Source organism: Streptomyces albiaxialis, from assembly GCF_039530985.1.
Classification (GTDB): Bacteria; Actinomycetota; Actinomycetes; order Streptomycetales; family Streptomycetaceae; genus Streptomyces; species Streptomyces albiaxialis.
This window is the reverse complement of record NZ_BAAAPE010000013.1, coordinates 793,441-818,707: the sequence shown is the minus strand read 5'-3', so window position 1 is coordinate 818,707 and position 25,267 is coordinate 793,441. Positions and strand designations below refer to the sequence as shown.

General features: G+C 72.5%; 22 protein-coding genes, 1 tRNA gene and 1 pseudogene. 11 read left to right on the top strand and 13 right to left on the bottom strand.

The genetic code is table 11. The features are described 5' to 3' along the window. Positions 1-110: 110 nt before the first annotated feature. Together ABD343_RS27240 and ABD343_RS27235 are read left to right on the top strand one after the other, a co-directional pair. Positions 111-605, top strand: coding sequence for a hypothetical protein (locus ABD343_RS27240; RefSeq protein WP_344531971.1), 495 nt, complete (start codon positions 111-113; stop codon positions 603-605). Positions 606-625: 20 nt separating this feature from the next. After that, complete coding sequence (locus ABD343_RS27235) at positions 626-1,516, top strand: spermidine synthase (RefSeq protein WP_344531970.1); 891 nt, start codon at positions 626-628, stop codon at positions 1,514-1,516. Between the two features lie 19 nt (positions 1,517-1,535). On the opposite strand, the gene ABD343_RS27230 is transcribed toward ABD343_RS27235, so the two are convergent. Further along, positions 1,536-2,378, bottom strand: a complete 843-nt coding sequence (locus tag ABD343_RS27230; RefSeq protein ID WP_344531969.1) for a LysR family transcriptional regulator — start codon at positions 2,376-2,378, stop codon at positions 1,536-1,538. A gap of 72 nt (positions 2,379-2,450) precedes the next feature. Between ABD343_RS27230 and ABD343_RS27225 the strand changes: the two genes are divergently transcribed. Continuing rightward, on the top strand, positions 2,451-3,704 hold the full coding sequence (locus ABD343_RS27225) for an MFS transporter (protein ID WP_344531968.1): 1,254 nt from the start codon (positions 2,451-2,453) through the stop codon (positions 3,702-3,704). Here the strand turns inward: ABD343_RS27225 and ABD343_RS27220 are convergent. Continuing rightward, positions 3,694-4,269: a hypothetical protein gene (locus ABD343_RS27220; protein ID WP_344531967.1), complete on the bottom strand. Its 576-nt coding sequence runs from the start codon at positions 4,267-4,269 to the stop codon at positions 3,694-3,696. The genes ABD343_RS27225 and ABD343_RS27220 overlap by 11 nt on opposite strands. A gap of 50 nt (positions 4,270-4,319) precedes the next feature. Here ABD343_RS27220 and ABD343_RS27215 point away from each other — a divergent pair, with 50 nt between their 5' ends. The 3 genes and pseudogenes from ABD343_RS27215 to ABD343_RS27205 all read left to right on the top strand — a co-directional run. After that, positions 4,320-5,027, top strand: a complete 708-nt coding sequence (locus ABD343_RS27215; protein ID WP_344531966.1) for a response regulator transcription factor — start codon at positions 4,320-4,322, stop codon at positions 5,025-5,027. After that, positions 5,024-6,412 carry a HAMP domain-containing sensor histidine kinase gene (locus tag ABD343_RS27210; RefSeq protein ID WP_344531965.1) on the top strand — a complete coding sequence of 463 codons (1,389 nt, stop codon included), beginning with the start codon at positions 5,024-5,026 and terminating at the stop codon, positions 6,410-6,412. Before ABD343_RS27215 ends, ABD343_RS27210 begins: the two co-directional genes overlap by 4 nt. Before the next feature lie 264 nt (positions 6,413-6,676). Then, positions 6,677-7,603, top strand: a pseudogene (locus ABD343_RS27205) (chitinase); the annotation flags it as partial. A gap of 186 nt (positions 7,604-7,789) precedes the next feature. Here the strand turns inward: ABD343_RS27205 and ABD343_RS27200 are convergent. Genes ABD343_RS27200 through ABD343_RS27185 form a run of 4 tightly spaced genes read right to left on the bottom strand, consistent with a single transcriptional unit; the run spans position 7,790 to position 12,537 of the window. Continuing rightward, positions 7,790-9,226, bottom strand: a complete 1,437-nt coding sequence (locus ABD343_RS27200) for a GH1 family beta-glucosidase (RefSeq protein ID WP_344531964.1) — start codon at positions 9,224-9,226, stop codon at positions 7,790-7,792. 51 nt (positions 9,227-9,277) lie between these two features. Then, positions 9,278-10,114, bottom strand: coding sequence for a carbohydrate ABC transporter permease (locus ABD343_RS27195; protein WP_344532265.1), 837 nt, complete (start codon positions 10,112-10,114; stop codon positions 9,278-9,280). Positions 10,115-10,169: 55 nt separating this feature from the next. Continuing rightward, the gene (locus ABD343_RS27190) at positions 10,170-11,213 is read right to left on the bottom strand and encodes a carbohydrate ABC transporter permease (protein WP_344531963.1); all 1,044 of its coding nucleotides are present in this window, start codon (positions 11,211-11,213) and stop codon (positions 10,170-10,172) included. Next, positions 11,194-12,537 carry an ABC transporter substrate-binding protein gene (locus ABD343_RS27185; RefSeq protein ID WP_344532264.1) on the bottom strand — a complete coding sequence of 448 codons (1,344 nt, stop codon included), beginning with the start codon at positions 12,535-12,537 and terminating at the stop codon, positions 11,194-11,196. Before ABD343_RS27185 ends, ABD343_RS27190 begins: the two co-directional genes overlap by 20 nt. Before the next feature lie 190 nt (positions 12,538-12,727). Here ABD343_RS27185 and ABD343_RS27180 point away from each other — a divergent pair, with 190 nt between their 5' ends. Then, a complete protein-coding gene (locus ABD343_RS27180; RefSeq protein ID WP_344531962.1) occupies positions 12,728-13,810 on the top strand; it encodes a LacI family DNA-binding transcriptional regulator in 1,083 nt (360 codons plus the stop codon). A gap of 84 nt (positions 13,811-13,894) precedes the next feature. Next, positions 13,895-14,452, top strand: a complete 558-nt coding sequence (locus ABD343_RS27175) for a M23 family metallopeptidase (protein ID WP_344531961.1) — start codon at positions 13,895-13,897, stop codon at positions 14,450-14,452. Between the two features lie 28 nt (positions 14,453-14,480). On the opposite strand, the gene ABD343_RS27170 is transcribed toward ABD343_RS27175, so the two are convergent. Then, entirely contained in the window at positions 14,481-15,038 is a 558-nt protein-coding gene (locus ABD343_RS27170) for a DUF6069 family protein (RefSeq protein ID WP_344531960.1), read from the bottom strand. Between the two features lie 126 nt (positions 15,039-15,164). On the opposite strand from ABD343_RS27170, the gene ABD343_RS27165 reads away from it, so the two are divergent. Further along, the gene (locus tag ABD343_RS27165) at positions 15,165-15,650 is read left to right on the top strand and encodes an SSI family serine proteinase inhibitor (RefSeq protein WP_344531959.1); all 486 of its coding nucleotides are present in this window, start codon (positions 15,165-15,167) and stop codon (positions 15,648-15,650) included. Positions 15,651-15,712: 62 nt separating this feature from the next. Here ABD343_RS27165 and ABD343_RS27160 read toward each other — a convergent pair. From ABD343_RS27160 to ABD343_RS27145, 4 genes are all read right to left on the bottom strand, one after another. Further along, positions 15,713-15,785 (bottom strand) — tRNA-His (locus tag ABD343_RS27160). Between the two features lie 102 nt (positions 15,786-15,887). Beyond that, positions 15,888-16,493 (bottom strand): oligoribonuclease, encoded by a 606-nt coding sequence (gene orn, locus ABD343_RS27155; RefSeq protein ID WP_344531958.1) that lies wholly within the window; start codon positions 16,491-16,493, stop codon positions 15,888-15,890. Positions 16,494-16,521: 28 nt separating this feature from the next. After that, positions 16,522-17,958 carry a helix-turn-helix domain-containing protein gene (locus ABD343_RS27150; protein ID WP_344531957.1) on the bottom strand — a complete coding sequence of 479 codons (1,437 nt, stop codon included), beginning with the start codon at positions 17,956-17,958 and terminating at the stop codon, positions 16,522-16,524. Between the two features lie 421 nt (positions 17,959-18,379). Continuing rightward, entirely contained in the window at positions 18,380-18,655 is a 276-nt protein-coding gene (locus tag ABD343_RS27145; RefSeq protein ID WP_344531956.1) for a hypothetical protein, read from the bottom strand. Positions 18,656-19,206: 551 nt separating this feature from the next. Here ABD343_RS27145 and ABD343_RS27140 point away from each other — a divergent pair. Next, positions 19,207-19,728, top strand: a complete 522-nt coding sequence (locus ABD343_RS27140) for a universal stress protein (RefSeq protein WP_344531955.1) — start codon at positions 19,207-19,209, stop codon at positions 19,726-19,728. A gap of 288 nt (positions 19,729-20,016) precedes the next feature. On the opposite strand, the gene glmS is transcribed toward ABD343_RS27140, so the two are convergent. Together glmS and ABD343_RS27130 are read right to left on the bottom strand one after the other, a co-directional pair. After that, on the bottom strand, positions 20,017-21,840 hold the full coding sequence (gene glmS, locus ABD343_RS27135; protein ID WP_344531954.1) for a glutamine--fructose-6-phosphate transaminase (isomerizing): 1,824 nt from the start codon (positions 21,838-21,840) through the stop codon (positions 20,017-20,019). 93 nt (positions 21,841-21,933) lie between these two features. After that, on the bottom strand, positions 21,934-22,212 hold the full coding sequence (locus ABD343_RS27130) for a hypothetical protein (RefSeq protein ID WP_344531953.1): 279 nt from the start codon (positions 22,210-22,212) through the stop codon (positions 21,934-21,936). A 273-nt stretch (positions 22,213-22,485) separates the two neighbouring features. On the opposite strand from ABD343_RS27130, the gene ABD343_RS27125 reads away from it, so the two are divergent. Beyond that, entirely contained in the window at positions 22,486-25,158 is a 2,673-nt protein-coding gene (locus ABD343_RS27125; protein ID WP_344531952.1) for a M4 family metallopeptidase, read from the top strand. Positions 25,159-25,267: the final 109 nt, after the last annotated feature.

Sequence of the window (25,267 nt, the reverse complement as noted above, 5' to 3'; positions counted from 1 at the left end):
CGGGTTCTGCCATGAACCGCCATCCAACGCACATCACCGCCGCCGTAGCCGTTGACAGGTACAGGCGTTGAACTGGTCATAGCGACACCGCGGAGGAGGGGTCCCCCTTGTTGGACACCGGCGTAGGCATCGGCACAGGCATCACCGCCAGCGGCTCCCGGGCCACCGTCCCGACTGCCCTGACCGCTCAGCAGACCACCACCCCCACCCCCGTCACCGCCGAGCCGGCGGGACCGCCCGGCCCCGCCGAGGCGCCGTGCGACCTGGTGACCGTGCCCGCGCGGCACGGGCTGGAGGCCGTCGACATCCTGCGGCTGCGCGACGGCGTCGGGCCCGTGCTGCACGACCACGCGGGCGACACCCTCGGCTTCCTCGTGCCGCCCGGCACGGCGGCCGGCTGGGACCTGCCGGGCAGCGCCTGCACGCAGACCTACACGCGCGCCGCCCACGCCGCCCCCGGCACCACGCAGGAGCCGCCCGTCGCGGGCACCGGCTGGCTCGTACCGCCGGAGGGCGCCTACACGCACGCCACCGAGCCCGCCGAACTGCGCGCCGCGCTCGGCGAGGCCGCCCGCACCATCGAGGCCGCGGGGCGGCGGCTCTAGCCCTGCCCGATACTGGGTGTGTGGCAGGCAGAGCGAAGGACGCGAGCGACGGCGGCAGGCGGCGCGGCGGGCGCGGCGCGCGGGAACCGCTGAGCACGCCGGTGGCGGGCGGCCTCGCGCAGCTCCTGCCCGACCCCGACCGCCCCCGCGGCTGGACGCTGCTGCTCGACGGCGCCCCGCAGTCCCACGTGGACCTCGACGACCCCGCCCATCTCGGCTTCGAGTATCAGCGCAGGCTCGGCCACCTCATCGACCTCGCCGCACCGCCCGGCAGGCCCCTGCGGGTGCTGCACCTCGGCGGCGGCGCCCTCACCCTCGCCCGCTACACCGCCCGTACGCGCCCCCGCTCCGAGCAGCAGGCCGTCGAGGCCGACGGCGAACTCACCCGCTTCGTCCGCGAGCACCTCCCGCTGGAGCGCGGCTGGCGGATCCGGGTGCGCGAGGGCGACGCGCGGGCCGGGCTCGGCAAGCTCCCCGCCCACTGGGCCGACCTCGTCGTCGCGGACGTGTTCAGCGGGGCGCGGACCCCGGCCCACCTCACCACCGTGGAGTTCCTCGCGGCCGTACGGCGCGTGCTGCGCCCCGGCGGCTGGTACGCGGCGAACATCGCCGACGGGCCGCCGCTGCGTCATCTGCGGGCCCAGATCGCCACCGCCGCCGCGGAGTTCGGGGAGCTGTGCCTGCTCGCCGACCCGGCCGTGCTGCGAGGGCGGCGGTTCGGCAACAGCGTGCTGATCGCGGGCGACGACGAGCCCCCCGTCGCCGAACTCACCCGGCGCACCGCCTCGGACCCCCACCCGGGACGGGTCGAGCACGGGCGCGCGCTGGACGCGTTCACGGGCGGGGCCCGCCCGGTGACGGACGCCTCGGCCGTGGCGTCCCCGGCGCCGCCGGAGGGCACCTTCCGCTGACGCCCGCCCCGTCCTCCCCTCAGAGCGCGCGGCGCAGCGCGGTCTCCACGGCGTCGATCAGCGGGTCGCCCTCGCTGCGCGGGTGCCGGGCGAGGCCGAGCTCGACGTCCGGGAGCGTCGGCAGGGCGTCCGGGGTGTGGCAGGCCATGGCCGGTTCGAGGTTGGCGGGCATGAGCGCGGCGATGCCGAGCCCGGCCCGCACCGCGGCCAGGATGCCGAGCAGGCTGTTGCTCTCGAACGTCACGCGCCAGGGCCGGTCCGCGCGTTCCAGCGCTTCGAGCGCCGACGTCCGCCAGGTGCAGGTCTCCGAGAACAGCACCACCGGCAGCGGGTCGGCGGCCACGTTCACGCCCGCGCCGACCGCCCAGGTCAGCGGGCGGCGCACCGTCCAGCGGGGCGGCGCGGGGACGTCCGGGATCTCGTCGAGCACGAGCTGGACCCTGCCCGCCTCGTACGCCTCCCGCATCTCGGCCCGGGAGCAGCTCAGCACCTCCAGCGTCGCGCCCGGGTGCAGCCGCGCGAGGTCGGCGAGGGCCTGCGGGAGCTGGGAGGCGGCGAGGTCCTCCAGCAGTCCGACGCCGCAGCGGCCGGTGAGCACCCGCCCGGTCTCGCTGAGCGCCTGCGCGGACAGGGCGAGGATGCGCTCGGCGTACGGCAGCAGCTCCTCGCCCGTCCGCGTCAGCGTGACGCCCGACGGCGAGCGGTGGAGCAGCGGGCGGCCGACGGCGCTCTCCAGCTTGCGCACCTGCTGGCTGAGCGCGGGCTGCGTCTGGCCGAGCGCGGACGCGGCACGGCTGATGCTGCCCGCCCGTACGACGGTGACGAACGACCGCAGCAGCGCGGTCTCCAGATCTCTGGCCATAACCAATCATTATGCGAGTCCCAGCGAATTCACCAGTTCCTATGCCGCGGGGAAAGGCCTAGCGTCACGTGCGTGACCGGATACAGACAGGTGCTCGCCGTGCCGGGGATGGCCTCGCTGCTGGGCGTCTCGCTCCTCGCCCGTGCCGCGATCACGGCCGACGTGATGGTGCTGACCCTCTACGTCGTCCTCAAGCTGGACCTGAGTTACGCGGCGGCCGGAGGCGTCGCGGCGGCGCTGACCACCGGGCTGGCGCTGGGCGGACCGCTGCTGGGGCGCATGATCGACCGGCGCGGCCTGCGCGCCGTCATGCTCGTCACCGTCGCCGCGCAGGCCGCGTTCTGGCTGGCCGTACCGGTCCTGCCGTACGGGCCGCTGCTGGCCGCCGCCCTCGCCGCGGGGCTGCTGATGGTGCCGGCCCAGCCGGTGACCCGGCAGGCCATCGCCGCGATGACGACGGAGGGGCAGCGCCGTCCCGCGTTCGCGCTGGAGTCGGTGCAGGGCGAGCTCTCGTACATCGTGGGCCCGCCGCTCGTGATCCTCTGCGTGGCACAGACGTCCCCCGGCGCGGTGGCCTGGGGCGTCGGCGCCGCGATCGTGGCGGGCGGCCTCGGGATCGCCCTGCTCGATCCGCCCCTGCGCGGCGCGGACGAGGCGGCGGCGGGGACGGAGGAGCGCCCCCGGCGCCGCGCCTGGCTGGGCCCGCGCATGATCGCCGTACTGGTGATGGCGTTCGGCACGACGATGCTGCTCGGCGGCACGGACCTGGCCATCGTCGCCGTCCTCGAGGACGCGGGCCAAGTCTCCTGGGCCGCCGGGGTCGTGGCCGTGTACGGGGTGACGTCCGTCGTCGGCGGACTGGTGTACGGCGGGCTCTCCAGGACGCTGCCCACCTGGCTGCTCCTCGCCCTGCTCGGGCTGGCGACGCTCCCCGCCGGACTGGCCCCCGACGGGCCCTGGCTGTGCGCGGCCGTCGCGGTGCCGGGGCTGCTCGTCGCGCCGACCCTCTCCACGGTGGCCGACGCGGTGAGCAGGCTGGCGCCCGCCGGTGTGCGCGGCGAGGCGACGGGCCTGCAGTCCTCGGCGCTGGCCGCGGGGTTCGCGCTCGGGACGCCGTTCGTCGGGGCCGCCGTGGATCTGTCCGTACCGGCGGGCGGCTTCGTGGCGGCGGGCGCGGCCGGTCTCGCCGCCGCGGTGACCGGCCGACTGCTCTCGCGCCGCCCGCGCGCCGGTACGCCCCTCGGTGACGCCCCGCGCACGGCCGGTTCGCGCGCGGCCGGTTCGCGCGGCGGTGGTTCGCGCGGCGCCTCGGAGGTCAGTCGCTGAAGGTCTCGATGCGGGGCGCCGAGTCGTTCCAGCGGCAGAAGACCGTCGCCGAGGAGTCGCCCTTGGTGAACGTGACCCGGATCCACGTCTGGGAGTCCCAGACCCGCATGTCCCAGCCCGCGTTGGGCGTCGCGGAGACGAGCGTCGCCGACTTCTCGCCCATGTCGAAGACGGCCCGGCCGCCCGTGACCGTGGCGCCCTTCACCTTGCCGTCGTCGCCGGGACCCGGCTCGGGCTCCGGGTCCGGCTTCGGGGTACGGGAGGGCTCCCGGCTCTTCCCCGGCTTCTTCGTCGGCGTGGGCTCCGGCGGCTTCGAGGACTTCTCCGGCGGCTTCTCGCGCGACGGGGGCGAGGAGGACGGCGAGGGCTTCGGGCGGTGCGTGGAGGACGAGCGGGGCTCGGCGGTGGCCGAGGTCGCGTCCGAGACGGGCAGGGCGCGCGGCGGCTCGTAGTCCGTCCCGGAGAGCACCGTGTGCACCCCGAACCACGAGAGCGCGACGGCGGCGCCGGTCGCCAGGGTCCAGGCTCCGGCGGGCAGCAGCCGCAGGCGTAGCTCTCGTCGCACCCGAGTACCTTAAGTGTTGGCTGTCACGGGCATGACGTACGGTTCAGCGCATGGCAAGTGTGCTCGTGGTCGAGGACGATCAGTTCGTACGGTCAGCCCTGATCCGGCATCTGACCGACGCGGCGCATACCGTCCGGAGCGTGGGCACGGCCCTGGAGGCGCTGCGCGAGGTGGCGCAGGTCGGGTTCGACGTGGTCATCCTCGATCTCGGACTGCCCGATCTGGACGGCGCCGAGGCGCTGAAGATGCTGCGCGGCATCACCGACGTACCGGTGATCATCGCGACCGCGCGCGACGACGAGACGGAGATCGTCCGCCTGCTCAACGCGGGCGCGGACGACTATCTCGTCAAGCCCTTCTCCGTCGAACACCTCTCCGCGCGGATGGCGGCCGTGCTGCGCCGCGCCCGTACGGTCGCGCCCGGCGAGGGCGGGGGAGACCGGGTGATCCGCGTCGGCGGGCTCGCCATCGACCCGCTGCGGCGCCAGGCCGAGCTGGAGGGCGCGGCCCTGGACCTGACCCGGCGCGAGTTCGACCTCCTCGCCTTCCTCGCGCGCCGCCCCGGCGTGGTCGTGCCGCGCAAGGAGCTGCTGGCCGAGGTGTGGCAGCAGTCGTACGGGGACGATCAGACGATCGACGTCCATCTCTCCTGGCTGCGGCGGAAGCTGGGCGAGACGGCCGCCAGCCCGCGGTATCTCCACACGCTGCGCGGGGTCGGGGTGAAGCTGGAGCCCCCACGGGCGGAGCCGCCGCGATGAGATGGGCACTGGTGAAGGTCTGCCTCGCCGTGACCGTCATGGTCGTGGTCGCCTTCGCCATCCCCCTCGCGCTCGTGGTCAAGGAGACCGCGCAGGACCGGGCGTTCTCCAACGCCGAGCGGCAGGCCTCCGCGATCGGCCCCGCCCTGGCGATCACCACCGACCGGCAGCAGCTCAAGTTCGCCGTCGCCAGCACCCAGGCGGGCGGCGCCGGACGGATCGCCGTCCACGTCCCCGCCGTCCAGCGCGGCAAGCGCTCGCACCCGCCCGTCGAGGTCGGCCGCGCCCGCGCCTCCCGCGAGGCCCTCACGGCGGCGCAGCGCCTCGGCCGCGCCTCCAAGGTCCGCGTCGACGGGGGATACGCGCTGCTCCAGCCCACCGCCGTGAGCGGCGGCAAGGTCGCCGTCGTCGAGGTGTTCGTGCCCGACGACGAGGTCACCAACGGGGTCGCGACCTCCTGGGTGCTGCTCGCGGGCGTCGGCCTCGCGCTGATCGTCGGCTCGGTCGCGGTCGCCGACCGGCTCGGCACCCGTATGGTCCGCCCCGCCGAACAGCTCGCGGGAGCCGCGCACGACCTGGGCGAGGGCAAGCTCGGCGTGCGCGTGCCCGAGGAGGGGCCGACGGAACTGCGCTCGGCGGCCGTCGCGTTCAACTCGATGGCCGACCAGGTCGTCCAGCTCCTCGCCAACGAGCGCGAGCTGGCCGCCGACCTCTCGCACCGGCTCCGCACCCCGCTGACCGTGCTGCGGCTGAACGCGGCCTCGCTCGGCGAGGGCGACGCCGCCGAGCAGACACGGGAAGCCGTCGCGCAGTTGGAGGGCGAGGTCGACACGATCATCCGCACCGCCCGCGCCCAGCGCGCCCAGTCCCCGGGCGCCGATGTGACCACCGCCTCGGACGCGGCCGAGGTCATCCGGGAACGCATGGCCTTCTGGTCCGCGCTCGCCGAGGACGAGGGCCGCGAGGCGCGCGTGGCGGGTGTCGAGAGCCCCGTACGGGTGCCGGTCGCCCGGGCCGAACTCACCGCCGCCGTCGACGCGTTGCTCGGCAACGTCTTCCGGCACACCCCCGAGGGCACCGCCTTCTCGCTGGACCTGCACAACGGGGAGGACGCCGTGATCGTCCTCGTCTCCGACGCGGGGCCCGGCATCGCCGACCCCGACGCCGCGCTGCGCCGGGGCCACGGCGACGGCGGCCCGGGCTCGACGGGGCTCGGCCTCGACATCGTGCGGCGCGTCGCGGAGTCCACGGGCGGCGACGTCCGCCTGGGACGGTCGGTCCTCGGCGGTACGGAGGTGAGGGTCTGGCTCGCGCTGCGTCCCTCGCGGGCCGGCCGTCCCCGAGGAGGCGGCCACCGCATGCGTCGCCGCCGAGCGTCCCTGTGACGTCTCCGGCCCGGCTGTCGCCCCGAAGGGGCACCCGGCGAAGCCGTCCTAAGCGGGGCCTTCCCTTTCCTTAAGCGCGGCATAAGCGGGGAATCCGGGCCTCCGGGCGCCGTTAGCGTGCTGCTCGTTCCCCCATCCCCCACAGAACGAGGCAGCAGCGCGATGACGAACACCGCCGGACACCGCCGCCGTACGAGCCGCAGGGTGAAACTGATCAGCGGTACGGCCGCGGCGGCCGTCGTGGCGGGCGGGGCCTTCCTGCTCGCCGGCAACGCGACGGCGGGCGAAGAGGCGAAGAAGGGCACGCCCTTCGCGCCGTACGTCGACACCTCGCTCCAGCCCTCCTACGACCTGCTGGAGAGCGCGGAGAAGACCGGCGTCAAGAACTACAACCTCGCCTTCGTGACGAGCGCGAACGGCGGCTGCGTCCCCAAGTGGGGCGGCTCGCAGGACCTCAAGGCCAACCCCGTCGCGAAGCAGATATCCGCGCTGCGCGCGAAGGGCGGCGACGTCCGCGTCTCCTTCGGCGGCGCCAACGGCTCGGAGCTGGCCCTCGCCTGCAAGTCGGCCGGTGAGCTGGAGAAGGCGTACGGGAAGGTCATCGACACCTTCAAGCTGAAGAAGATCGACCTGGACATCGAGGGCGCGGCCCTTCCCGACGCCAAGGCCAACACGCTGCGGGCGAAGGCCGTCGCGGCGCTGCAGAAGAAGCACAAGGGCCTCGACGTCTCGTACACCCTGCCCGTGATGCCCGAGGGCCTGACCCAGCCGGGCGTCGCGCTCCTGGAGAACGCGAAGCAGAACGGCGTGAAGGTCGGCGCCGTGAACATCATGGCCATGGACTACGGCCCGTCCTACGACGGTGACATGGGCACCTACGCCACCAAGGCGGCCACCGCCACCCAGAAGCAGGTCAAGAAGGCCCTCGGGATCACGGACGGCGCCGAGGCGTGGAAGACCGTCGCGATCACCCCGATGATCGGCGTCAACGACGTCCCGGTCGAGGTCTTCACGCCGCAGGACGCCCAGCAGGTCAAGGCGTTCGCCGACAAGAAGGGCATGGGCTGGGTCTCGATGTGGTCCGGCACCCGCGACAAGGCCTGCCCCGGCGGCCCGAAGAAGGAGGCCGACCCGACCTGCTCCAGCATCGAGCAGAAGCCGTTCACGTTCTCCAAGGCGCTCGCGGGCTGACGTACGAGGAGCGACAGGAGCGACAGGACCAGGTGACGGTCCGGTAGCAGCCGCCGGACCGTCACCCTCCAGGGCCGGGAGTGACCCCCGAACCCCCGGCCCGGCCACCGGGCGGGGGCGCGACGGGCTTCCTTCCCCCCACACCACCGCCGCGCCCCGCCCGAGGTCGTTCCCCCGGGCCCCCGCTCAGCCCTCCTCGGGGATACGACCGCTTTCCGCGACCCGCCCGTACCAGCGGGCGCTCGACTTGGGCGTACGGACCTGCGTGTCGAAGTCGACGTGGACGGCGCCGAACCGGCGGCTGTAGCCGTACGCCCACTCGTAGTTGTCCAGCAGCGACCAGAGGAAGTAGCCGCGGACGTCGGCGCCCTCCTCGCGGGCGTGGCGCACGGCGTCGAGGTGGCCGCGCAGGTACGCGATCCGCTCGGGGTCGTGGACCCGGCCCCGGTCGTCGGGCTTGTCCTCGTAGGCGGCGCCGTTCTCCGTGACGTAGAGCGGCGTCCCCGGCGCCTCGCGGTGGAAGCGCAGCAGCAGATCGGTCAGGCCGGTCGGGTCCACGGCCCAGCCCATCTCCGTGCGCGGGCCCGGGGGCTGGTGGAAGGCCACGCGGTCGGCGCCGGGCCAGGGGGAGTGCTCGCTCTCTCCGTGGCCGTCGTGGCGCTCGGCCCCCGCGGCGCCGTCCGGGACCGCGGAGACCAGGGACGGCGTGTAGTAGTTCAGCCCGAGCCCGTCCAGGCGCTGCCGGATCGCGGCCATGTCCCCGTCGCGGACACAGCTCCAGTCGGTCAGCGAGGCCGTGTCGGCGACCAGGTCCTCGTCGTAACGCCCGTGCAGCATCGGCCCCGTGAAGACCCGGGTGGCCAGCGCGTCGATGCGGCGGGCCGCCTCCCGGTCGGCCTCCGACTCCGTGCGCGGGCGTACGACCGCGGGGTTGAGGCTGACCATGAGCCGGGCCCGGGAGGGCAGCGCGGCGCGCAGGGCCTGGGCGGCGAGCCCGTGCCCGAGGTTGAGGTGGTGGGCCGCGCGCAGCGCCGCCACCGGGTCGGTGCGGCCGGGGGCGTGGACGCCCGAGCCGTAGCCGAGGAAGGCGCTGCACCAGGGCTCGTTGAGCGTCGTCCAGTGCTCGACGCGGTCGCCGAGGGCCTCGGCGACGAGGCGGGCGTACTCGGCGAAGCGCTCGGCGGTGTTCCGCGCGGGCCAGCCCCCGGCGTCCTCCAGCTCCTGCGGCAGGTCCCAGTGGTAGAGCGTGAGGAAGGGCTGGATGCCCTTGTCGAGCAGCTCGTCGGTGAGTGCCCGGTAGAAATCGAGCCCGCGCTGGACGGCGGGGCCCGCGCCGGTCGGCTGGACGCGGGGCCAGGAGACGGAGAACCGGTAGGCCCCGACGCCGAGTTCGGCCATCAGTGCGACGTCCTCGCGGAACCGCTGGTGGTGCTCGCAGGCGCGGTCGCCGGTGTCGCCCTGGTGGACCTTGCCGGGGACGCGCGCGAAGGTGTCCCAGATCGAGGGCGCCCGGCGGGCCTCTCCCCGCGCGCCCTCGACCTGGTGCGCGGCGGTGGCCGTGCCCCAGAGGAAGTCCGCGGGGAAGTGGCGCCGTACGGGCGAGGCTGTGCTGTGCGTCGGCATGGAAGCGCTCCCGAAGTGCCGTAGGGGGTGAGAGGGAAGAAGGAGGAGGGGTCAGCCCTTGACGGCGCCCTGCATGATGCCGCCGACGATCTGCTTGCCGAAGACGGTGAACGCGAGCAGCAGCGGCAGCGTGCCCAGCAGCGCGCCCGCCATGATCACGGACTCGTCCGGGATGTAGCCCTTACCGAGTCCCGTCAGGGCCACCTGCACGGTCGGGTTGTCCTGGGTGAGCGCGATGATCGGCCAGAAGAACTCGTTCCAGGCCATCACGAAGGTGAGCATGCCCAGGACGGCCATCGCGGGCCGGGCCGCGGGGAAGACCACGTGCCAGACGACGCGCAGGCTGTGCGCCCCGTCCACCCGCGCGGCCTCGACGAGTTCGGTGGGCAGGGCGGCCGTCAGGTACTGCCGCATGAAGAAGACGCCGAAGGCGCTCACCATCATCGGCAGGATCACGGCCTGGAGCTGATTGGTCCACTCCAGCTTCGCGACGGCCATGAACAGCGGGACGACGCTGAGCTGCGGCGGCACCATCATCGTGCCGATCACCAGCAGCAGCAGGGTGTTCTTCGCGCGGAAGCGGAGCTTGGCGAAGGCGAACCCGGCGAGCGTCGCGAAGAGCACGGTGCTCGCCGCGACCGTCCCCGCCACCAGCGTGGTGTTGAGCAGGGCCTTGCCCATGTTGGCGTCGTTCCAGGCGGTGCTCATGTTCGCGAAGAGGTTGCCGCCGAACCAGAAGGGCGGCGGGGTCTCGGCCAGCCGCTCGTTGTCGCGGGACGCGGCGATCGCGGTCCATACGAGCGGGAAGAGCGAGCCGAGAGTGACGAGGACCAGGACGGCGTAGGCGAACGGGCCCGCGCGCAGGCGGGACGTGGACGTACGGGACATACGGGGTGTGGACGTACGGGACGTACGGCGCTTCACGTGCGGCACGGCGGACCCCTCAGTGGCTCTTCTGGAGCCGTCGGGCGATCAGCCAGTTGAGCAGGCCGATCACGATCAGGATCAGGAACATGGTCCAGGCGATCGCGGAGGCCCGGCCCAGATGGAAGTTGAACCAGCCCTGCTCGTACAGATAGAGGCCCAGGGTCTGGTACTGGTGCGAGCCCCCGCCGTTCTGCGAGCCGCCGAACAGCAGCGGTTCGCCGAAGAGCTGGGTCGCGCCGATCGTGGAGACGACGACGGTGAACAGGATCGTCGGCCGCAGCGAGGGCACGGTCACGTGCCGGAACTGCTGCCAGCGCGAGGCCCCGTCGAGCGCCGCCGACTCGTACAGGTCATCGGGGACGGCCTGCATCGCGGCGAGGTAGATCAGCGTGTTGTAGCCGGTCCAGCGCCAGACCACGATGGTGGAGACCGCGATCTGCGAGGACCAGGTGCCGTTCTCCCAGTCGATGTTGTCGATGCCGACGAGCCCGAGCGCCCAGTTGATCATCCCGTAGTCGCGCCCGAAGAGCAGCGCGAAGACGAGCGTCGCCGCGGCCACCGACGTGGCGTACGGGGTGAGCAGCGCGACCCGGAAGAACGCACTGCCCCGCAGCCGGTAGTGCAGCAGGTGCGCCAGGCCCAGCGCCATCGCGAGCTGCGGCACGGTCGAGAGGACGCCGATGGTGAAGGTGTTGCGCAGCGCGTTCCAGAAGAACTCGTCCTCCAGCAGCCGCGAGAAGTTCCGCAGCCCCACCCACTCCATCTCGGTCGGGCTGTGCAGCGAGACCGCGTGCAGCGAGGCCCAGCCCGTGTAGAGCAGCGGGAAGAGCCCGAAGGCCGCGAAGAAGAGGAAGAAGGGCGCGATGAACGCGTACGGGCTCCACTTGGCGTCCCGGCGGTAGCGGCGGCTGCGCCGGGCCAGGGCCCGCGGGCCGGGCTCGCGTGCCGCCCGCGGTCCGCGCCGGGGGCCCCGCCGGCGCCCGCGTCCGGGGGCCGTTCCCGGCCGCCCGTCCTCCACGGGCGGCCGGGGCCCCGTCGTCTCAGTCCTCGACGGAGTCATCGATCTTCTTCACCGCCGCGTCCCAGCCCTCCTCGGGCGACTTGCCCTGCTGTTCGACCTGGAGGATCCCCACCTCGTTCATGTGCTGCTTGATGAGCTGGTCCTTGGGGCCCAGGATCGAGACGGGCACGTCCTTGGCCGCGCCGGAGAAGATCTTCCCGATGGGCGCCCCGTCGAAGTAGGCGTGCTCGGCGCCGGAGACCTGCGGGAGGTCGAGCGCGGGCTGGGAACTGGGGAGGTTGCCCATCTTCTCGAAGACCTTGGCCTGCTGTTCCGGTGCCGTCAGCCAGGTCGCGAGCTTGATCGCCTCGTCCCGGTTCTTCGCCTTCTCCGGGACGGTGAGGAACGAGCCGCCCCAGTTGGCCGGTTCGGGCGCCGCGGCCACGTCCCACTTGCCCTTGCCCGCCTTGCCGGCCTTCTCCTGGATGTAGGCGAGCATCCAGGACGGGCAGATGACGCTGGCGAACGAGCCGTTCGCGTACGCCTGGTCCCAGGACTTGTCGAACTGCTTGAGCTTGGCCGTCATCTTGCCCTCGACCGCGCGCATCGCCAGGTCCCAGGACTCCTTGACGCCCTTGCTCTTCTTGTAGACGAGCGTGCCGTCCTCGTCGTAGTACTGCTTGGTGTGGCTGGCGAGGGCGCCGTTGTAGAGCCCGGCGGCGCTGTCGGTGAAGGCGGTGCCCTTGGGGGCCTTGTCCGTGTACTTCTCGCCGGTCTCGACGTACTTCGACCAGTCGCCGGCCCACAGCTTGCCGACCTTCTCGCGGTCGGTCGGCAGACCGGCCTTCTCGAAGAGGTCCTTGCGGTAGCAGATCGCCATCGGCCCCGTGTCGGTGCCGAGCCCGATGATCTTGCCGTCCTCCGCCTTGGCCTGGTCCCACTTCCAGTCGAGGAAGTCGCCCTTGCGCACGCCCTTGGCCTTGCCGAGGTCGACGAACTTGTCGGACTGGACGGTCGCTAATTCGTTGATGTTCCCGATCTCGACGCCCTGGATGTCGCTCAGCCCGCTGCCCGCCGCGAGGTGGTTGAGCAGCGCCGGGTAGTAGTCCTCGTTGCGCTCGGTGGAGTTCTCCTTGATGGAGATGTCGGGGTGGAGCTTCTCGTACTCCTTGTAGAGCCCCGCCTGCTTGTAGCCGAAGACGCCGAAGACGCCGACGGAGACCGTCGTCTTCCCCTCGCCGCCGCCGCTTCCCGCGCCGGAGGACGAGCCGCCGTCGTCGGCGCAGCCCGCGAGGGGCGCCGCGACGAGCACGACCGCGACTCCTGCGGCGAGAAGACGCCTACGAGGCGGTAGAGAAAAGGACGTTGTACCGCGAATACGCATCATTGCGTTCTCCCAACGTTCGGGTTATGTATGTGGGGGTACATTGGGAGCGCTCCCATCACCATGAGTCGAAAGCATCCGGCGGTCCCGCGAAGGTGTCAAGACATCGGACGGCAACTCGCCCGGATCCACGTGTAGTTCAATGATCCCGCCGGCACGGCGCCGGAAGACGAGCAACGGGGAGGCATCGATGGCAGCAGCGCGCGACGGCCGCGGCGGGGGACGCCGTCCCGGGCCCACGCTGGAGCAGGTGGCCCGCCGCGCGGGCGTCGGCCGGGGCACGGTCTCCCGGGTGGTCAACGGCTCGCCGCGGGTCAGCGACCGTACCCGCGCCGCGGTCGAGGCGGCCGTCGCCGAACTCGGCTATGTGCCCAACCGGGTGGCCCGCGCCCTCGCCGCCGGGTCCACCGACGCGATAGCCCTCGTCGTCCCCGAGCCCGAGACCCGCTTCTTCGCCGAGCCGTACTTCTCCGGGATACTGCACGGCGTCGGCGACGCGCTGGCCGAGACGGACATGCAGCTCCTGCTGACGCTGGTGCGCAACGAGCGCGAGAGGGAACGGTTCGCCCAGTACGCCTCCGCCCACCGCGTGGACGGCGTCCTGCTCGTCTCCCTGCACGCCGCCGACCCGCTGCCCGACCTGCTGGAGGAGTGCGGCATGCCCGCCGTGCTGGGCGGCCGCCGCTCGGCGGACGAGTCCGTCCCGTACGTCGACTCCGACAACGTCGGCGGGGCGCGCGCCGCCGTGGAGCACCTCCTCGCCCGCGGCCGCGCGACGGTCGCCACCGTCACCGGGTCCACGGACATGTACGTGGCCCAGTGCCGCCTGGAGGGGTACCGCTCCGCGCTGCGCGGCGCGGGCCGCGAGCCCGAGGAGCGCCTCGTCGCGCACGGGGACTTCACCGAGGAGGGCGGCCACGCCGCGATGCGCGTGCTGCTGGAGCGCGCCCCGGGGATCGACGCCGTCTTCTGCGCCTCGGACGTCATGGCGGCGGGCGCCCGTATCGCCCTGCGCGAGGCGGGCCGGAGGGTGCCGGACGACGTGGCGCTGATCGGCTTCGACGACTCGGCCGTGGCCCGGCACATGGACCCGCCGCTCACCTCGGTGCGCCAGCCGATAGTGGAGACCGGGCGGGAGATGGCCGGGATGCTGCTGGAACTGCTCGGCAAGACGGAGCCGCCGCCCGGCGCGGAGGGGGCGGACGGGACGGCGGACGGCGACCCGCTGCACCGCGTCCTGCCGACGGAACTGGTGTGCCGCGGGTCGGTCTGACGCGCCGTCGGACGCCCGGCCCCCGTCACTCCGACGGTCGCCTCCACGTGCGGCGGGGCCCGCGGTGCCCTTTGCTTCACTGGTATGGCTCGTACAGCGACAGCGAACCGCCGCATAGCGAGCGGAGCCCTGACCGCAGCCCTGCTCATAGGAGGGTTCGCCGCGCCGGCCGCGGCAGCCGGCCCGACGACCCCCACGCGTGACGACGCCGCGGCCCCCGCGGGCCCGCCCGGCGCCTGGTCCCGGCCCGTGCTCAAGGCGGCCCGCGTCTCCCAGCCGTACGGCGTCAAGGGCAACTGGGCGGCCGGCCACCACACCGGCATCGACCTCGCCGTCCCCACCGGCACGCCGGTCCGCTCGGTCGGCACCGGCACGGTGGTCTTCGCCGGACGGTCCGGCGACTACGGCAAGGCCGTCACGATCCGGATGAGCGACAAGAAGTACACCCTCTTCGCGCACCTCTCGACGATCGCGGTGAAACGCGGCAAGGCCGTGAGGGCGGGCACCTGGCTCGGCCGCTCCGGCAACACGGGACGCTCCACCGGCCCGCACCTCCACTTCGAGGTGCGGGCCAAACGCGGTTACGGCTCCGACATCGACCCCGTCCGGTACCTCGCCCGGCACGGCGTACGGCTGCTCTGAGACCGGATACGCACACCGGGCCGCGGGGTCAGCCGTCGTTGCGGGCCCCGCGGCCGACCGCCGTCAGCAGCGAACCGATGACGATGCCGATCACGAGGTAGACCACCGCCGACCCCGCCTTCGCCTCCCACGACGCGTCCGAGGTGAAGGGCTGCAGCATCACGGCGGCCGTGGCCAGCGCGACGATCCAGGCGAGGAACCGCTCGGGCTGCGGCGTCGCCACCATCAGCAGGTGCAGCAGCGCGGTCGCGGCCAGCGCCGCCAGGGCCGCGCCCGCCGCGAGCGAGCCGCCCGTCGCGGCCACCAGGGCGCCGTCCCGCTCGGGCGCGAAGACGGGCCACCCCAGCACCCCGCGCACCAGCAGCAGCACCACCACCGAGGCGAGCGCCGCCACCAGCGCGACGGCCACGCCGCCCGCCCACAGCCGCCCCGCGGAGACCCGGGGCCGCCGCGGAGGCTCCTGCCCGTACGGCTCCTGCCCGTACGGATCCTGCGCGTACGGGTCATGTGCGTACGGCTGCTGCTGTCCGTACGGCTGTCCGTAGGGGTCGTACGGTTCCTGTCCGCCCGGTGTGTTCCTGCGCATGGGGAGAGCCCTCCTGCCGTGGAGCCGGAATCCCAGGCTCTGTGGGTACCCCGCACTCCGCATCCGCGCTCACCCCATAGAGGGAAACCAGCCACTCTGCCCGAAAGGTGTGGAATGCCTGGTTCTGTGAACAGAACCTCACTGAACCCGTCGCGCGGGCGCCTCGCCGCCCCCGCGCTCCTCGCCGCCGCGGCCCTCGGTACGGGCCTGCTCGCCGCCACCCCCGCCACCGCCACCCCCGTCGCCCCAACCGCCCCGGCCGCCGCCTCGCAGGACACCGCCGAGGCGCGCTCCGTCGGCAGATTCCAGATCACGGTGCACGAGGGGGTCGGCACCGGGGGCAAGGTCATCGCCTCGGCCCGGCTGAACTGCTCGCCGACCGCGGGGAGCACTCATCCCCGCGCCGCGGACGCCTGCCGCCTGCTGGAACGCGCGGGAGGCCAGTTCTCGATGCTGCCCGCCCAGCAGCTCGCGTGCCCGATGGTCGACAAGCCCGTGACCGTCGTCGCCAAGGGCTTCTGGAAGAGCACGGCCCGGATCTTCGCCCACATCTACCGGAACTCCTGCGAGGCGAGCGCCCAGAGCAGCGGCGTCTTCAACCTCAGCCGCTAGTGCCACCGCACAACGACGAGGCCCCCGCTCCGGTCTTCCCGGAACGGGGGCCTCGCTGCGAGGGTGATCGACGGGACTTGAACCCGCGACATCCTGGACCACAACCAGGTGCTCTACCAACTGAGCTACGACCACCACGACCCGTGCTGAGGGAGGCTTCCCGAAGGACTCCTCCCCGCATCGGCCTCCACGAGTGTACAGGGTCTCGGAGGGTGCTCGCTCACACGTTTCCGGTGGCTACTCGGCAGGCGGGAGCACGTGCCGGGCGGCGATTCGCTTGGCGGTGTCCGAGTCGGGGCCGGGCTGGGGCACGAAGACGGCCTCCCGGTAGTACCGCAGCTCGGCGATCGACTCGCGGATGTCCGCGAGGGCGCGGTGATTGCCGTTCTTCTCCGGGCTGTTGTAGTACGCCCGCGGGTACCAGCGCCGGGCCAGCTCCTTGATCGAGGAGACGTCGACGATGCGGTAGTGGAGGTGCCCCTCCAGCTCCGCCATGTCCCGGGCGAGGAAGCCGCGGTCGGTGCCGACGGAGTTGCCGCACAGGGGGGCGCGGCCCGGCTCCGGGGCGTACTCGCGCACGTACTCCAGGACCCGGGCCTCCGCGTCGGCCAGGGTGGTGCCGGCGTCCAGCTCGTCGAGCAGGCCGGAGGCGGTGTGCATCTCGCGCACCACCTCCGGCATGCCTGCCAGGGCCTTGGCGGGCGGGCGGATCACGATGTCCACGCCGTCACCGAGCACGTTCAGCTCCGAGTCCGTGACCAGCGCGGCCACCTCGACGAGCGCGTCTTCGGACAACGAGAGCCCGGTCATCTCGCAGTCGATCCACACCATCCGATCGTTCATGCGGCTCACACTACGGGACCCCGGATCCTCAGCCCTGACCGCGCCCGCGCTGGCCCGGGAGCCTGGGGGCGTAGACGTCCGATTCCGGTTTGCCCGGTTCCGGACGTTGGTCCCGGTCCCGGTCCCTCACGTCCCGCACTTCCCTGGCGTCCCTCCCGTCCCTGTACTCCCGGTGATCCCGTGGCTCGCGCCCCTCCCGGTGCTCCCTGCGGTCCCGGTGATCACGCGGATCGCGTGCCCCGCGCGGATCCCGCTGCTCCCGCACCGTCTCGGCCCGGGCGCCGCCCATCGCGCTCGCGGCACCCGGTGCCCCCGGTGCGCCCGCCGCCCCCGCGGTGCCCGCGAACCCGCCCGGGCCCGGCTCCGCGTACGGCGTCCCGGCCGGGTGTTGCTCGGGCAGGCGCAGCGACCCCGCGTCCTCGCCGTCGTCACCCTCCGGGCGCCTGGCGCGGTAGGCCGCGCGGTAGGCGGCGGGGGAGGCGCCGAGCTGGCGGCGGAAGTGGCCGCGCAGCGCGACGGGCGAGCGGAAACCGCACCGGCCCGCGACCTCGTCCACCGAGTAGTCCGAGGTCTCCAGCAGACGCTGGGCCTGGAGCACACGCTGGGTGATGAGCCACTGCAGTGGAGCGCTCCCAGTAAGAGAGCGGAAGCGCCGGTCGAAGGTGCGACGGCTCATGTACGCGCGCGCGGCGAGCGTCTCGACGTCGAACTGCTCATGCAGGTGCTCCAGCGCCCAGGCGACGACCTCGGCGAGCGGGTCGGCGCCGATCTCCTCTGGTAAGGAGCGGTCGAGGTGGCGCGGGTGGCCACCGGTCTCCTGTCCGTTGCCCCGCCGGGGCGGCACGACGAGGCGCCGGGCGAGGGCACCCGCCGCCTCCGCGCCGTGGTCCGTGCGGACGACGTGCAGGCACAGGTCTATGCCCGCCGCCGTTCCGGCCGAGGTGAGGATGTCGCCGTCGTCCACGAAGAGTTCACGGGGATCGACGTGCACCGCGGGGTAACGCTTGGCGAGCGTCGGCGCGTACATCCAGTGGGTCGTCGCGGGACGTCCGTCGAGCAGGCCCGCCGCCGCGAGCACGAAAGCGCCCGTGCACAGTCCGATCACGCGCGCCCCCTCCTCGTGCGCGCGGCGGAGCGCCTCCAGCGCCGCGGTCGGCGGCGGCTGGGTGATGGAGCGCCAGGCGGGGACGACCACCGTGCCCGCACGGGAGATCGCCTCGAGTCCGAACGGCGCGCTCAACTGGAGCCCGCCCGTCGTACGCAGCGGTCCGTCCTCACCCGCGCACACCAGCAGCCGGTAGCGGGGAACTCCCGCGTCCTGGCGGTCGATTCCGAAGACGGAGAGCGGGATGGAACTCTCGAAGATGGGACCACCGCTGAAGAGCAACACCGCCACGATCTCGCGCCGGCGGCGCGCGGCCAGCTTACGCGTCTCAACTGGGCCGTTCGTGGAGTCCTGGCTCATTGGAACTAAGCCCCCCTCAATCGTTGTGTTCCTCTCGGTCCATGCACATCTCCCCCGCTCTCCCCCGCAGCGAAAGCCAAGATCGAATCTACTGTGTCGGATGTGGGTGGCGGTGCAAGTTCGGCACCCGACGCTATGTCGACAAGGCAACTTGGCGTGAAGCATTCGATCACGAAGCGTTTCACTCTGTGGCTCTGCTGGGAAGTGCGCATGCCCTCTCTGCCCCGTCACCGTAGGGTGCACACCCGCGTCGCGCTCCTTTCGTCCCTGGTGGCAAGGGGGTTGGAGGAGGGGCGCGGCAAGGGCTGGGACTCGGCCGTAAGTTGGCCGAAAAACGCGGGGGATCAGTTGTGCGATCCGGTCACTCGGCGGGCGCACGCCGGTGATGAGAGGGGGTCCCCGGGGCGCGAGCTACGCATGGTCACGCCTGGCTGCGCGCTGTTTCCCCTCGCTGGTGCGGGTGACGTCCGCCCCGGTGGGCGCCGGTTCCCGTACGGCTGTGGCGGCCCCTGTGCGGGCTGACCTGCTCACCGGCGAGCCGTGCCTGTCCGCGCTCCGACTGGCGCAAGAGGGCACGACAGGCCGTCGTGACGGCGGCGAGCCCCACGGCCGTGCCGAGCGCGCCCCCCACGGACGAGCCGCACACCAGCAGGACCACGGGGACCAGCGCACTGCTGAAGGCCGCCCAGCGCACCACGTCGCCCACCGGATCGGACGAGGGGGCGGCCTCCCGGCGCCGGGGCGCGGCGCCGGTGGAGGAGGGGCCGGGGGTGGGCCGGGTGTGTGCGGAGGGTGCACTCCGTGTGGCGTACGCCGTACGTGCGGTGTGTGCGGTAGTCGGGATGGACGGAACGCTGGGGGCGAGCGGTGGGCCGGGCACGCCGTGTCTAACGCCCCCCGAAGGTGCCGGTCACTGGGCCGCAAGGGGGCCTGACGCGGGCGTGGGCCATGCGGCGGCACCCGGCGCACCCGTACGGCTGAGGGCCTCTCGCGGGCGTAAGGGGCGTAACGCGGCATTGCGATACGCGCCGCGCTCAGGCATGCTCCGGGGTCAGCGCGCGTCCGGTGACCGCCTCTCATGCCCTGGGCAAGTGGGGAGTGCCGCCGTACCCTTGGGGTAGGGGACTTGGGAAGACGATTCCCGGTCGTCATTCCCAGAGGCACCGAGAAGACCCCGAAGCGAGCCGGAAGAGAGAGCAAGCCGTCCGTCGTCCCTCTGCACAGAGGACTCCCTTCGCCGAGACACACATGGCTGGACACGAGATCCCTGACCCAGCGGACCGCAGGCAGGTCGCCGATTCGACGGCGCTGCCAGAGGCGGCGGAAGAGGCACGTCACTCCTGCGACCCCGCGTTCCTGCACGGTGTCGTCGTGGGCTTCGACGGTTCGATGTCGAGCGAGCGGGCCCTGGCCTATGCCATCGGCATGGCGTACCGCTCGGGGTCGGGCCTGATCATCGTCCATGTGGCCAACCGGCTGCCCACCACCGTGTGGGCGGGCTGCGAGCCGCCCGTCTTCGTCGACGTCCCCGACCACCGCACCGAGGTGCTCGGGCTGGAGCTCGCCTGCGCCGACCATCTCTCCGAGGTCTCCTGGATCCTCGTCGAGCGCGGCGGCGACATCTGCCACGAGCTGGAAGAGGTCGGCAGGGAGTACGAGGCGGACGCGATCGTCGTCGGCTCGACCCACGGGCTCGTCGGCCGGATCTTCGGCTCGGTCGCGGGGCGGCTGGCGCGGCGCGCGCAGCGGCCCGTCGTGGTGGTTCCCTGACGGCTGCCCCTGGCATCTGTCGTGACAGCGTCAACTCTCCCTGGGCAGCGCCCCGTTCACACCCTCCGCCGATAAACCTACCCGGCCGTAGGGGTGGATTGTGCGCTTGTGAGGGGCATACAGGAAGCACAGAGTCAGCGTGCCGCCGGGCGGGAGGTGACGGTCCCGTACGGCGGCTCACCCGCCGGCGTAATGGGCGACGCCGGCACAGGGGAGGCGGGATCCCGCGCGGTTGGTGGCCCGCGCGGGATCCCGCCCATGTTCTGTGGGGACGTCACGTCCCGAACGTCACTCCACGGTCACGGACTTGGCCAGGTTGCGGGGCTTGTCGATGTCCCGGCCGAGGGCCAGTGCGGTGTGGTAGGCGAGGAGCTGGAGCGGGATGCCCATGAGGATCGGGTCCAGCTCGTCCTCGTTCTTCGGCACGACGATCGTGCGGTCGGCCTTCTCCTGCTCCTGGTGCGCGACGGCGAGGATGCGGCCGCTGCGGGCCTTGATCTCCTCCAGGGCCGCGCGGTTCTTCTCCAGCAGATCGTCGTCCGGGACGATCGCGACGGTCGGCATCGCGGGCTCGATGAGCGCGAGCGGGCCGTGCTTCAGCTCGGAGGCCGGGTAGGCCTCGGCGTGGATGTACGAGACCTCCTTGAGCTTGAGCGAGGCCTCCAGCGCGACCGGGAAGCCGCGGACCCGGCCGATGAAGAGCATCGAGCGGGCCTCGGCGTACTCCTGGGCCAGCTTCTCGATCTGCGGCTCCAGCTTCATGATCTCGGCGATCTGCCCCGGCAGCTTGCGCAGGCCCTCGATGATGCGCTTGCCGTCCTTCACCGACAGGTCGCGGATGCGGCCGAGGTGCAGCGCGAGCAGGCCGAAGGCGACGACCGTGTTCGTGAAGCACTTGGTGGAGACGACGCAGACCTCCGGGCCCGCGTGGACGTACACGCCGCCGTCGGCCTCGCGGGCGATGGCCGAGCCCACGACGTTGATCACGCCGAGCACCCGGGCGCCCTTGCGCTTCAGCTCCTGGACGGCCGCGAGCGCGTCGTACGTCTCGCCGGACTGGGAGACGGCGACGTACAGCGTGTCCGGGTCCACCACCGGGTTGCGGTAGCGGAACTCGCTGGCGGGCTCGGCGTCCGCGGGGATGCGGGCCAGCTCCTCGATCATCTGGGCGCCGATCATGCCCGCGTGGTACGAGGTGCCGCAGCCGAGGATCTTCACCCGGCGCACGGCGCGGGCCTCGCGCGCGTCGAGGTTAAGGCCGCCGAGGTGGACGGTGGCGAACCGGTCGTCGATCCGCCCGGCCAGCACGCGGTCGACGGCGTCGGCCTGCTCGGCGATCTCCTTGTGCATGTAGGTGTCGTGGCCGCCCAGGTCGTAGGACTCGGCGGCGTATTCGACGGTCTCGGGGGAGGACGAGGTGCGGGAGCCCTCGGTCGTGTAGGTGCGGTAGTCGCCCGCCTTGATGGTGGCCATCTCGCCGTCGTCCAGGGTGACGACCTGGCGGGTGTGCGAGACGAGGGCCGCCACGTCCGAGGCGACGAACATCTCCTTCTCCCCTATGCCGAGGACGACCGGGGAGCCGTTGCGGGCCACGACGATGCGGTCGGGGAAGTCGGCGTGCAGCACGGCGATGCCGTACGTGCCCTCGATGTGGCGCAGCGCCTCCTGGACCCGGGCCTCCAGCGTCTCGGCGTCGGAGCGGCCGATGAGGTGGGCGAGTACCTCGGTGTCGGTGTCCGAGGCGAGGGCGATGCCGTCGGCCTCCAGCTTGGCGCGCAGCTCGGCGGCGTTGTCGATGATCCCGTTGTGGACGACGGCGACCTGTTCGGCGGCGTCGAGGTGCGGGTGCGCGTTGGCGTCGTTGGGGACGCCGTGGGTGGCCCAGCGGGTGTGGGCGATGCCCGCCGTGCCCTGGAACCGCTTGGGGAGGCGGTCCTCCAGGTCGCGGACGCGGCCCTTGGTCTTGGCGGTCTTGAGGCCCGGGGTCGTCTTCCCGCTCGCGTGGATGGCGATACCGGCCGAGTCGTAGCCCCGGTACTCCAGGCGCTGGAGTCCCTCCAGGAGGAGAGGTGCGGTGTCACGTTTCCCGATGTATCCCACGATTCCGCACATGCTGTCCCGTGCCTGCCTCTCCGTCGGTGCTGTTGTCGCTGGTTTCGCTGTTGTCGCTGCTGCCGCTGTTCGCTGCTGGTGGGTGCCCGGCCGTCAGCCGTAGACGATGCGGCGGAGCTGCCGCAGGGAGAGCTCCGGGGGCGCCACGGCGCGATGCGGCAGCTCCTCCGTGATGCGGTCGAAGATCTCCGCGTTCGTCAGCCCCTTCGCCTGCATCTCGCGGTGGCGGCGGCGGACGAACTCGGTCGTCGTCTCGTCGAAGTACGCCAGCACGTCGAGCACGACCCGGGCCGCCTCGCCGCGCTGGAGCGGCGTGGTGCGGACCAGGTGGTCGATGAGGTCCTCGTGGACGGGCGTACGGGCTTCGAGCACGGATCGATACTGCGGGGTCGGGACGCCGATCGCAAGAAATCTGCCCGATTCCGGGCAGGGTCGGATCGGGTTGCGGTGAGTTCGGGTCAGCGCGGGGTGCATTTTCGGTCTGGTCCGGACCTGAGGCGCCTCAGTCGTGTCCGCGGGCTTCACCAAAAGGTCTAGACCCTCCAGGATGTGGGGCCGTCAGGCAACGCACGCGTCCCATCCATCCTCCATGGAGGCCCCGTGTCAGGTTCCAGACGTCCCCCGGGACACAGCAGAGCGAGGGCCGTGGCGGCGTGGGCCGCCGCGGCCCTCGTCGTTTCCCTGATGGCGCCGCAGGCGCTCGCCGGACCGCCGGACGACGCCGCGGCCACGCCGCCCGACCCGGTGCCCGAGCGGATCGCGGGTCAGGGCACGGCGGCGCCCCGCCTCGTGACCGGCCTCTCCGACGCGGCTCCGGGCGGCAGCGCGGCGGACGCCGCCCGCGCGTACCTCGCGGGGGAGCGGGACCGCTTCCATGTCGCGGCGGGCGAGAAGGACCTCGCGCTGCTGGGCACCGAGGGCTCCACCGTCCGCTTCCAGCAGCGGCACCACGGCATACCCGTGCTGGGTGCCCACTACCTCGTCCACCTCAAGGGCAAGGGCGGCGAGCGCGAGGTCACCGGCGCGGGCGGGGCGTACTTCACCCGGCTCGACGCGCCCGCGAAGGCCACCGTCACCGCGAAGCGGAGCGCGGCCCTCGCCCGTACGGCGCTCAAGGACCCGCGGCAGCGGGCGGCGGCGGAGGTGAGCGACCACGGGCTCGTCGTCCTGCCCGGAGGAGCCGGAGGGGCCGGAGAGAAGGGGCGGCTCGCGCGGCACCACACCGTACGGGCCGTCACGGGCGGGGAGGCCGTCGCCCGCGAGGTGTACGTCGACGCCCGGCTCGGCGCCGTCGCGCTCCAGCACGAGAGCGCGCGGCAGGCGGAGACGCCCGCGAAGGCCACCGGGACCGACGTACGCGGCGCGAAGGTGACCTTCGACGCGGCGAAGCAGGACGACGGCACGTACCGGATGTCGGACCTGACGCGCGGCGCGCGCGTCGACACGTACGACGCCGGGGGCCGGGACTACGGGGAGTTCCTCGGGCAGATGCCGGACGGCATGATCCCCGTGCCGAACAAGACGGCCGAGTACCCGGCCTCGGCGGGCGAGTCCGGGGCGGTCAACGCGCACGTCAACTCCGCCCGGGTGTACGACTTCTACAAGTCGCGGCTCGGGCGCGACGGTATCGACGGCAAGGGCGGCACCCTGACCTCCGTCGTCAACGTCACGGCCAACGGACGGCCGTTCGCCAACGCCTTCTGGGACGGCGAGAAGATGGTCTACGGCGGTGGCGGCGACTACTACTCCTTCGCCGCCGCGCTCGACGTCACCGGGCACGAGATGACCCACGGCGTGATCGAGCGCAGCGCGAATCTGATCTACATGAACCAGTCCGGCGCCATCAACGAGGCGATAGCCGACTACTTCGGCAACGCCATGGACGTCGAGGCCAAGGGCACCCCCATGTCCGACCCCGAGGCGGGCCTGCTCGCCGAGGACCTGTGCCGTACGGGCACGCCGAAAGAGTGCGCCCTGCGCGATCTGAACGACGGGCGCAACGCCATGGACGACTACATAGGCGCCACCGTCGGCCAGGACTCCGGCGGCGTCCACCTCAACTCCACGATCTACTCCGGCGCCCTGTGGGACATCCGCGAGCAGCTCGACCCGGCGACCGCCGACAAGCTGGTCTACAAGGCGCTCACCGAGTACATGACCCCGCTCGACCGCTTCATGGACGGGCGGAACGCGATGGTCGCGGCGGCCGACGCGATGGGGCTCCCGCTGGAGGACATCCAGAAGGTGACGGCCGCCTTCGACGGCCACATGATCCACCGCGACTGGGAACACCACCTCGGCATCGACTCGAAGACCGTGCTGCCGAACATCACCTCGACCTTCGCCGCGCCCTCGGCCCGCGACGGCCGGTACGTCGTCTCGAACTCCGACGCGACCGGCGAGAAGCTGCCCTCCGTCTACACCGGTTCCACGGGCGGCGGCGAGGCGAAGCGGCTGAGCCCCGACGACGGCCGCTGGCACGAGTTCCCGGCGACCGACGGGACGTACGCGGCGTGGATGGCGATCGGGGAACGGGACGGGGCCCAGTCGTACGACGTGCTCACCCGGCGCCTCGACAAGGGGAAGCCGAGGAACGTCTTCTCCTCCACCACCGTCCAGCCCCAGGACATCGTGGCCGACGGCCGTGACGTGGCCTTCCTCGGCTACGACCTGACCACCGGCGTCTCCGACGTCTACCTCTCGCGCGCGGGCAGGCCCGCGAAGAAGGTCGAGCTGGCCGCCGGGCACCAGGCGTGGAGCGTGGACCTGCGCGACGGCACGCTCGTGTGGACCGAGTACTGGAAGGCGGAGAAGGGCACGGTCTTCGTGCCGACCGCGTACGACGTCAAGCGCGGCAAGGTCACCGTGCGCTACCCGCCGAAGCAGACGGACGGCGACAGGGCGCCGCTGGCCGGATACACGAAGACGGCCGGCGACCGGATCCTGTGGACCGAGCGCGCACAGGCCGCGGGCGCGAAGACCGCGATCCGCTCCGGCACGCTGAGCGGCAGGCCGAAGGTGAGGGACGTGATCCCGGCGGACGCTCCGTACGCGCCGGTCTCGACGGTCTTCACGGCCACCGACAGGGCGGTCACCTACATCGACGTCAAGGGCGGCCAGGAGTGGGCCAACGAGAACCTGAGCAAGCTCTTCCAGGTGCCGTTCAGGGGCGGCGAGAAGCCCGTACGGCTCTCCTGCAACCGCGGCACGCAGACCGCGGCGACGGGCGACGAGGGGAAGCGCGTGCTCTGGATCGACGGCACGGGCGGCCAGACGGACCTGGTGACCCGCAGGTCCCCGGCCGGGTCCTGCGCCTGACGTAGGAACTCCGGGTCCAGGAGGGGGCGGCGCGAGCCCGCAGGCGCGCCGCCCTCTTCCGGCACGGGTGCCTTCGCGTGCACCATGCGAACAGTCATTCCCATGGCCC

Bases quoted from the DNA above. Each gene is read 5' to 3' on its own strand.
- ABD343_RS27175 (WP_344531961.1), top strand. From the start codon at position 13,895: ATGGCTCGTACAGCGACAGCGAACCGCCGCATAGCGAGCGGAGCCCTG.
- ABD343_RS27150 (WP_344531957.1), bottom strand. From the start codon at position 17,958: ATGAGCCAGGACTCCACGAACGGCCCAGTTGAGACGCGTAAGCTGGCC.
- ABD343_RS27195 (WP_344532265.1), bottom strand. From the start codon at position 10,114: ATGTCCCGTACGTCCACGTCCCGCCTGCGCGCGGGCCCGTTCGCCTAC.
- ABD343_RS27200 (WP_344531964.1), bottom strand. From the start codon at position 9,226: ATGCCGACGCACAGCACAGCCTCGCCCGTACGGCGCCACTTCCCCGCG.
- glmS (WP_344531954.1), bottom strand. From the start codon at position 21,840: ATGTGCGGAATCGTGGGATACATCGGGAAACGTGACACCGCACCTCTC.
- ABD343_RS27140 (WP_344531955.1), top strand. From the start codon at position 19,207: ATGGCTGGACACGAGATCCCTGACCCAGCGGACCGCAGGCAGGTCGCC.
- ABD343_RS27170 (WP_344531960.1), bottom strand. From the start codon at position 15,038: ATGCGCAGGAACACACCGGGCGGACAGGAACCGTACGACCCCTACGGA.
- ABD343_RS27230 (WP_344531969.1), bottom strand. From the start codon at position 2,378: ATGGCCAGAGATCTGGAGACCGCGCTGCTGCGGTCGTTCGTCACCGTC.
- ABD343_RS27190 (WP_344531963.1), bottom strand. From the start codon at position 11,213: ATGACTCCGTCGAGGACTGAGACGACGGGGCCCCGGCCGCCCGTGGAG.
- ABD343_RS27210 (WP_344531965.1), top strand. From the start codon at position 5,024: ATGAGATGGGCACTGGTGAAGGTCTGCCTCGCCGTGACCGTCATGGTC.
- orn (WP_344531958.1), bottom strand. From the start codon at position 16,493: ATGAACGATCGGATGGTGTGGATCGACTGCGAGATGACCGGGCTCTCG.
- ABD343_RS27180 (WP_344531962.1), top strand. From the start codon at position 12,728: ATGGCAGCAGCGCGCGACGGCCGCGGCGGGGGACGCCGTCCCGGGCCC.
- ABD343_RS27185 (WP_344532264.1), bottom strand. From the start codon at position 12,537: ATGCGTATTCGCGGTACAACGTCCTTTTCTCTACCGCCTCGTAGGCGT.
- ABD343_RS27215 (WP_344531966.1), top strand. From the start codon at position 4,320: ATGGCAAGTGTGCTCGTGGTCGAGGACGATCAGTTCGTACGGTCAGCC.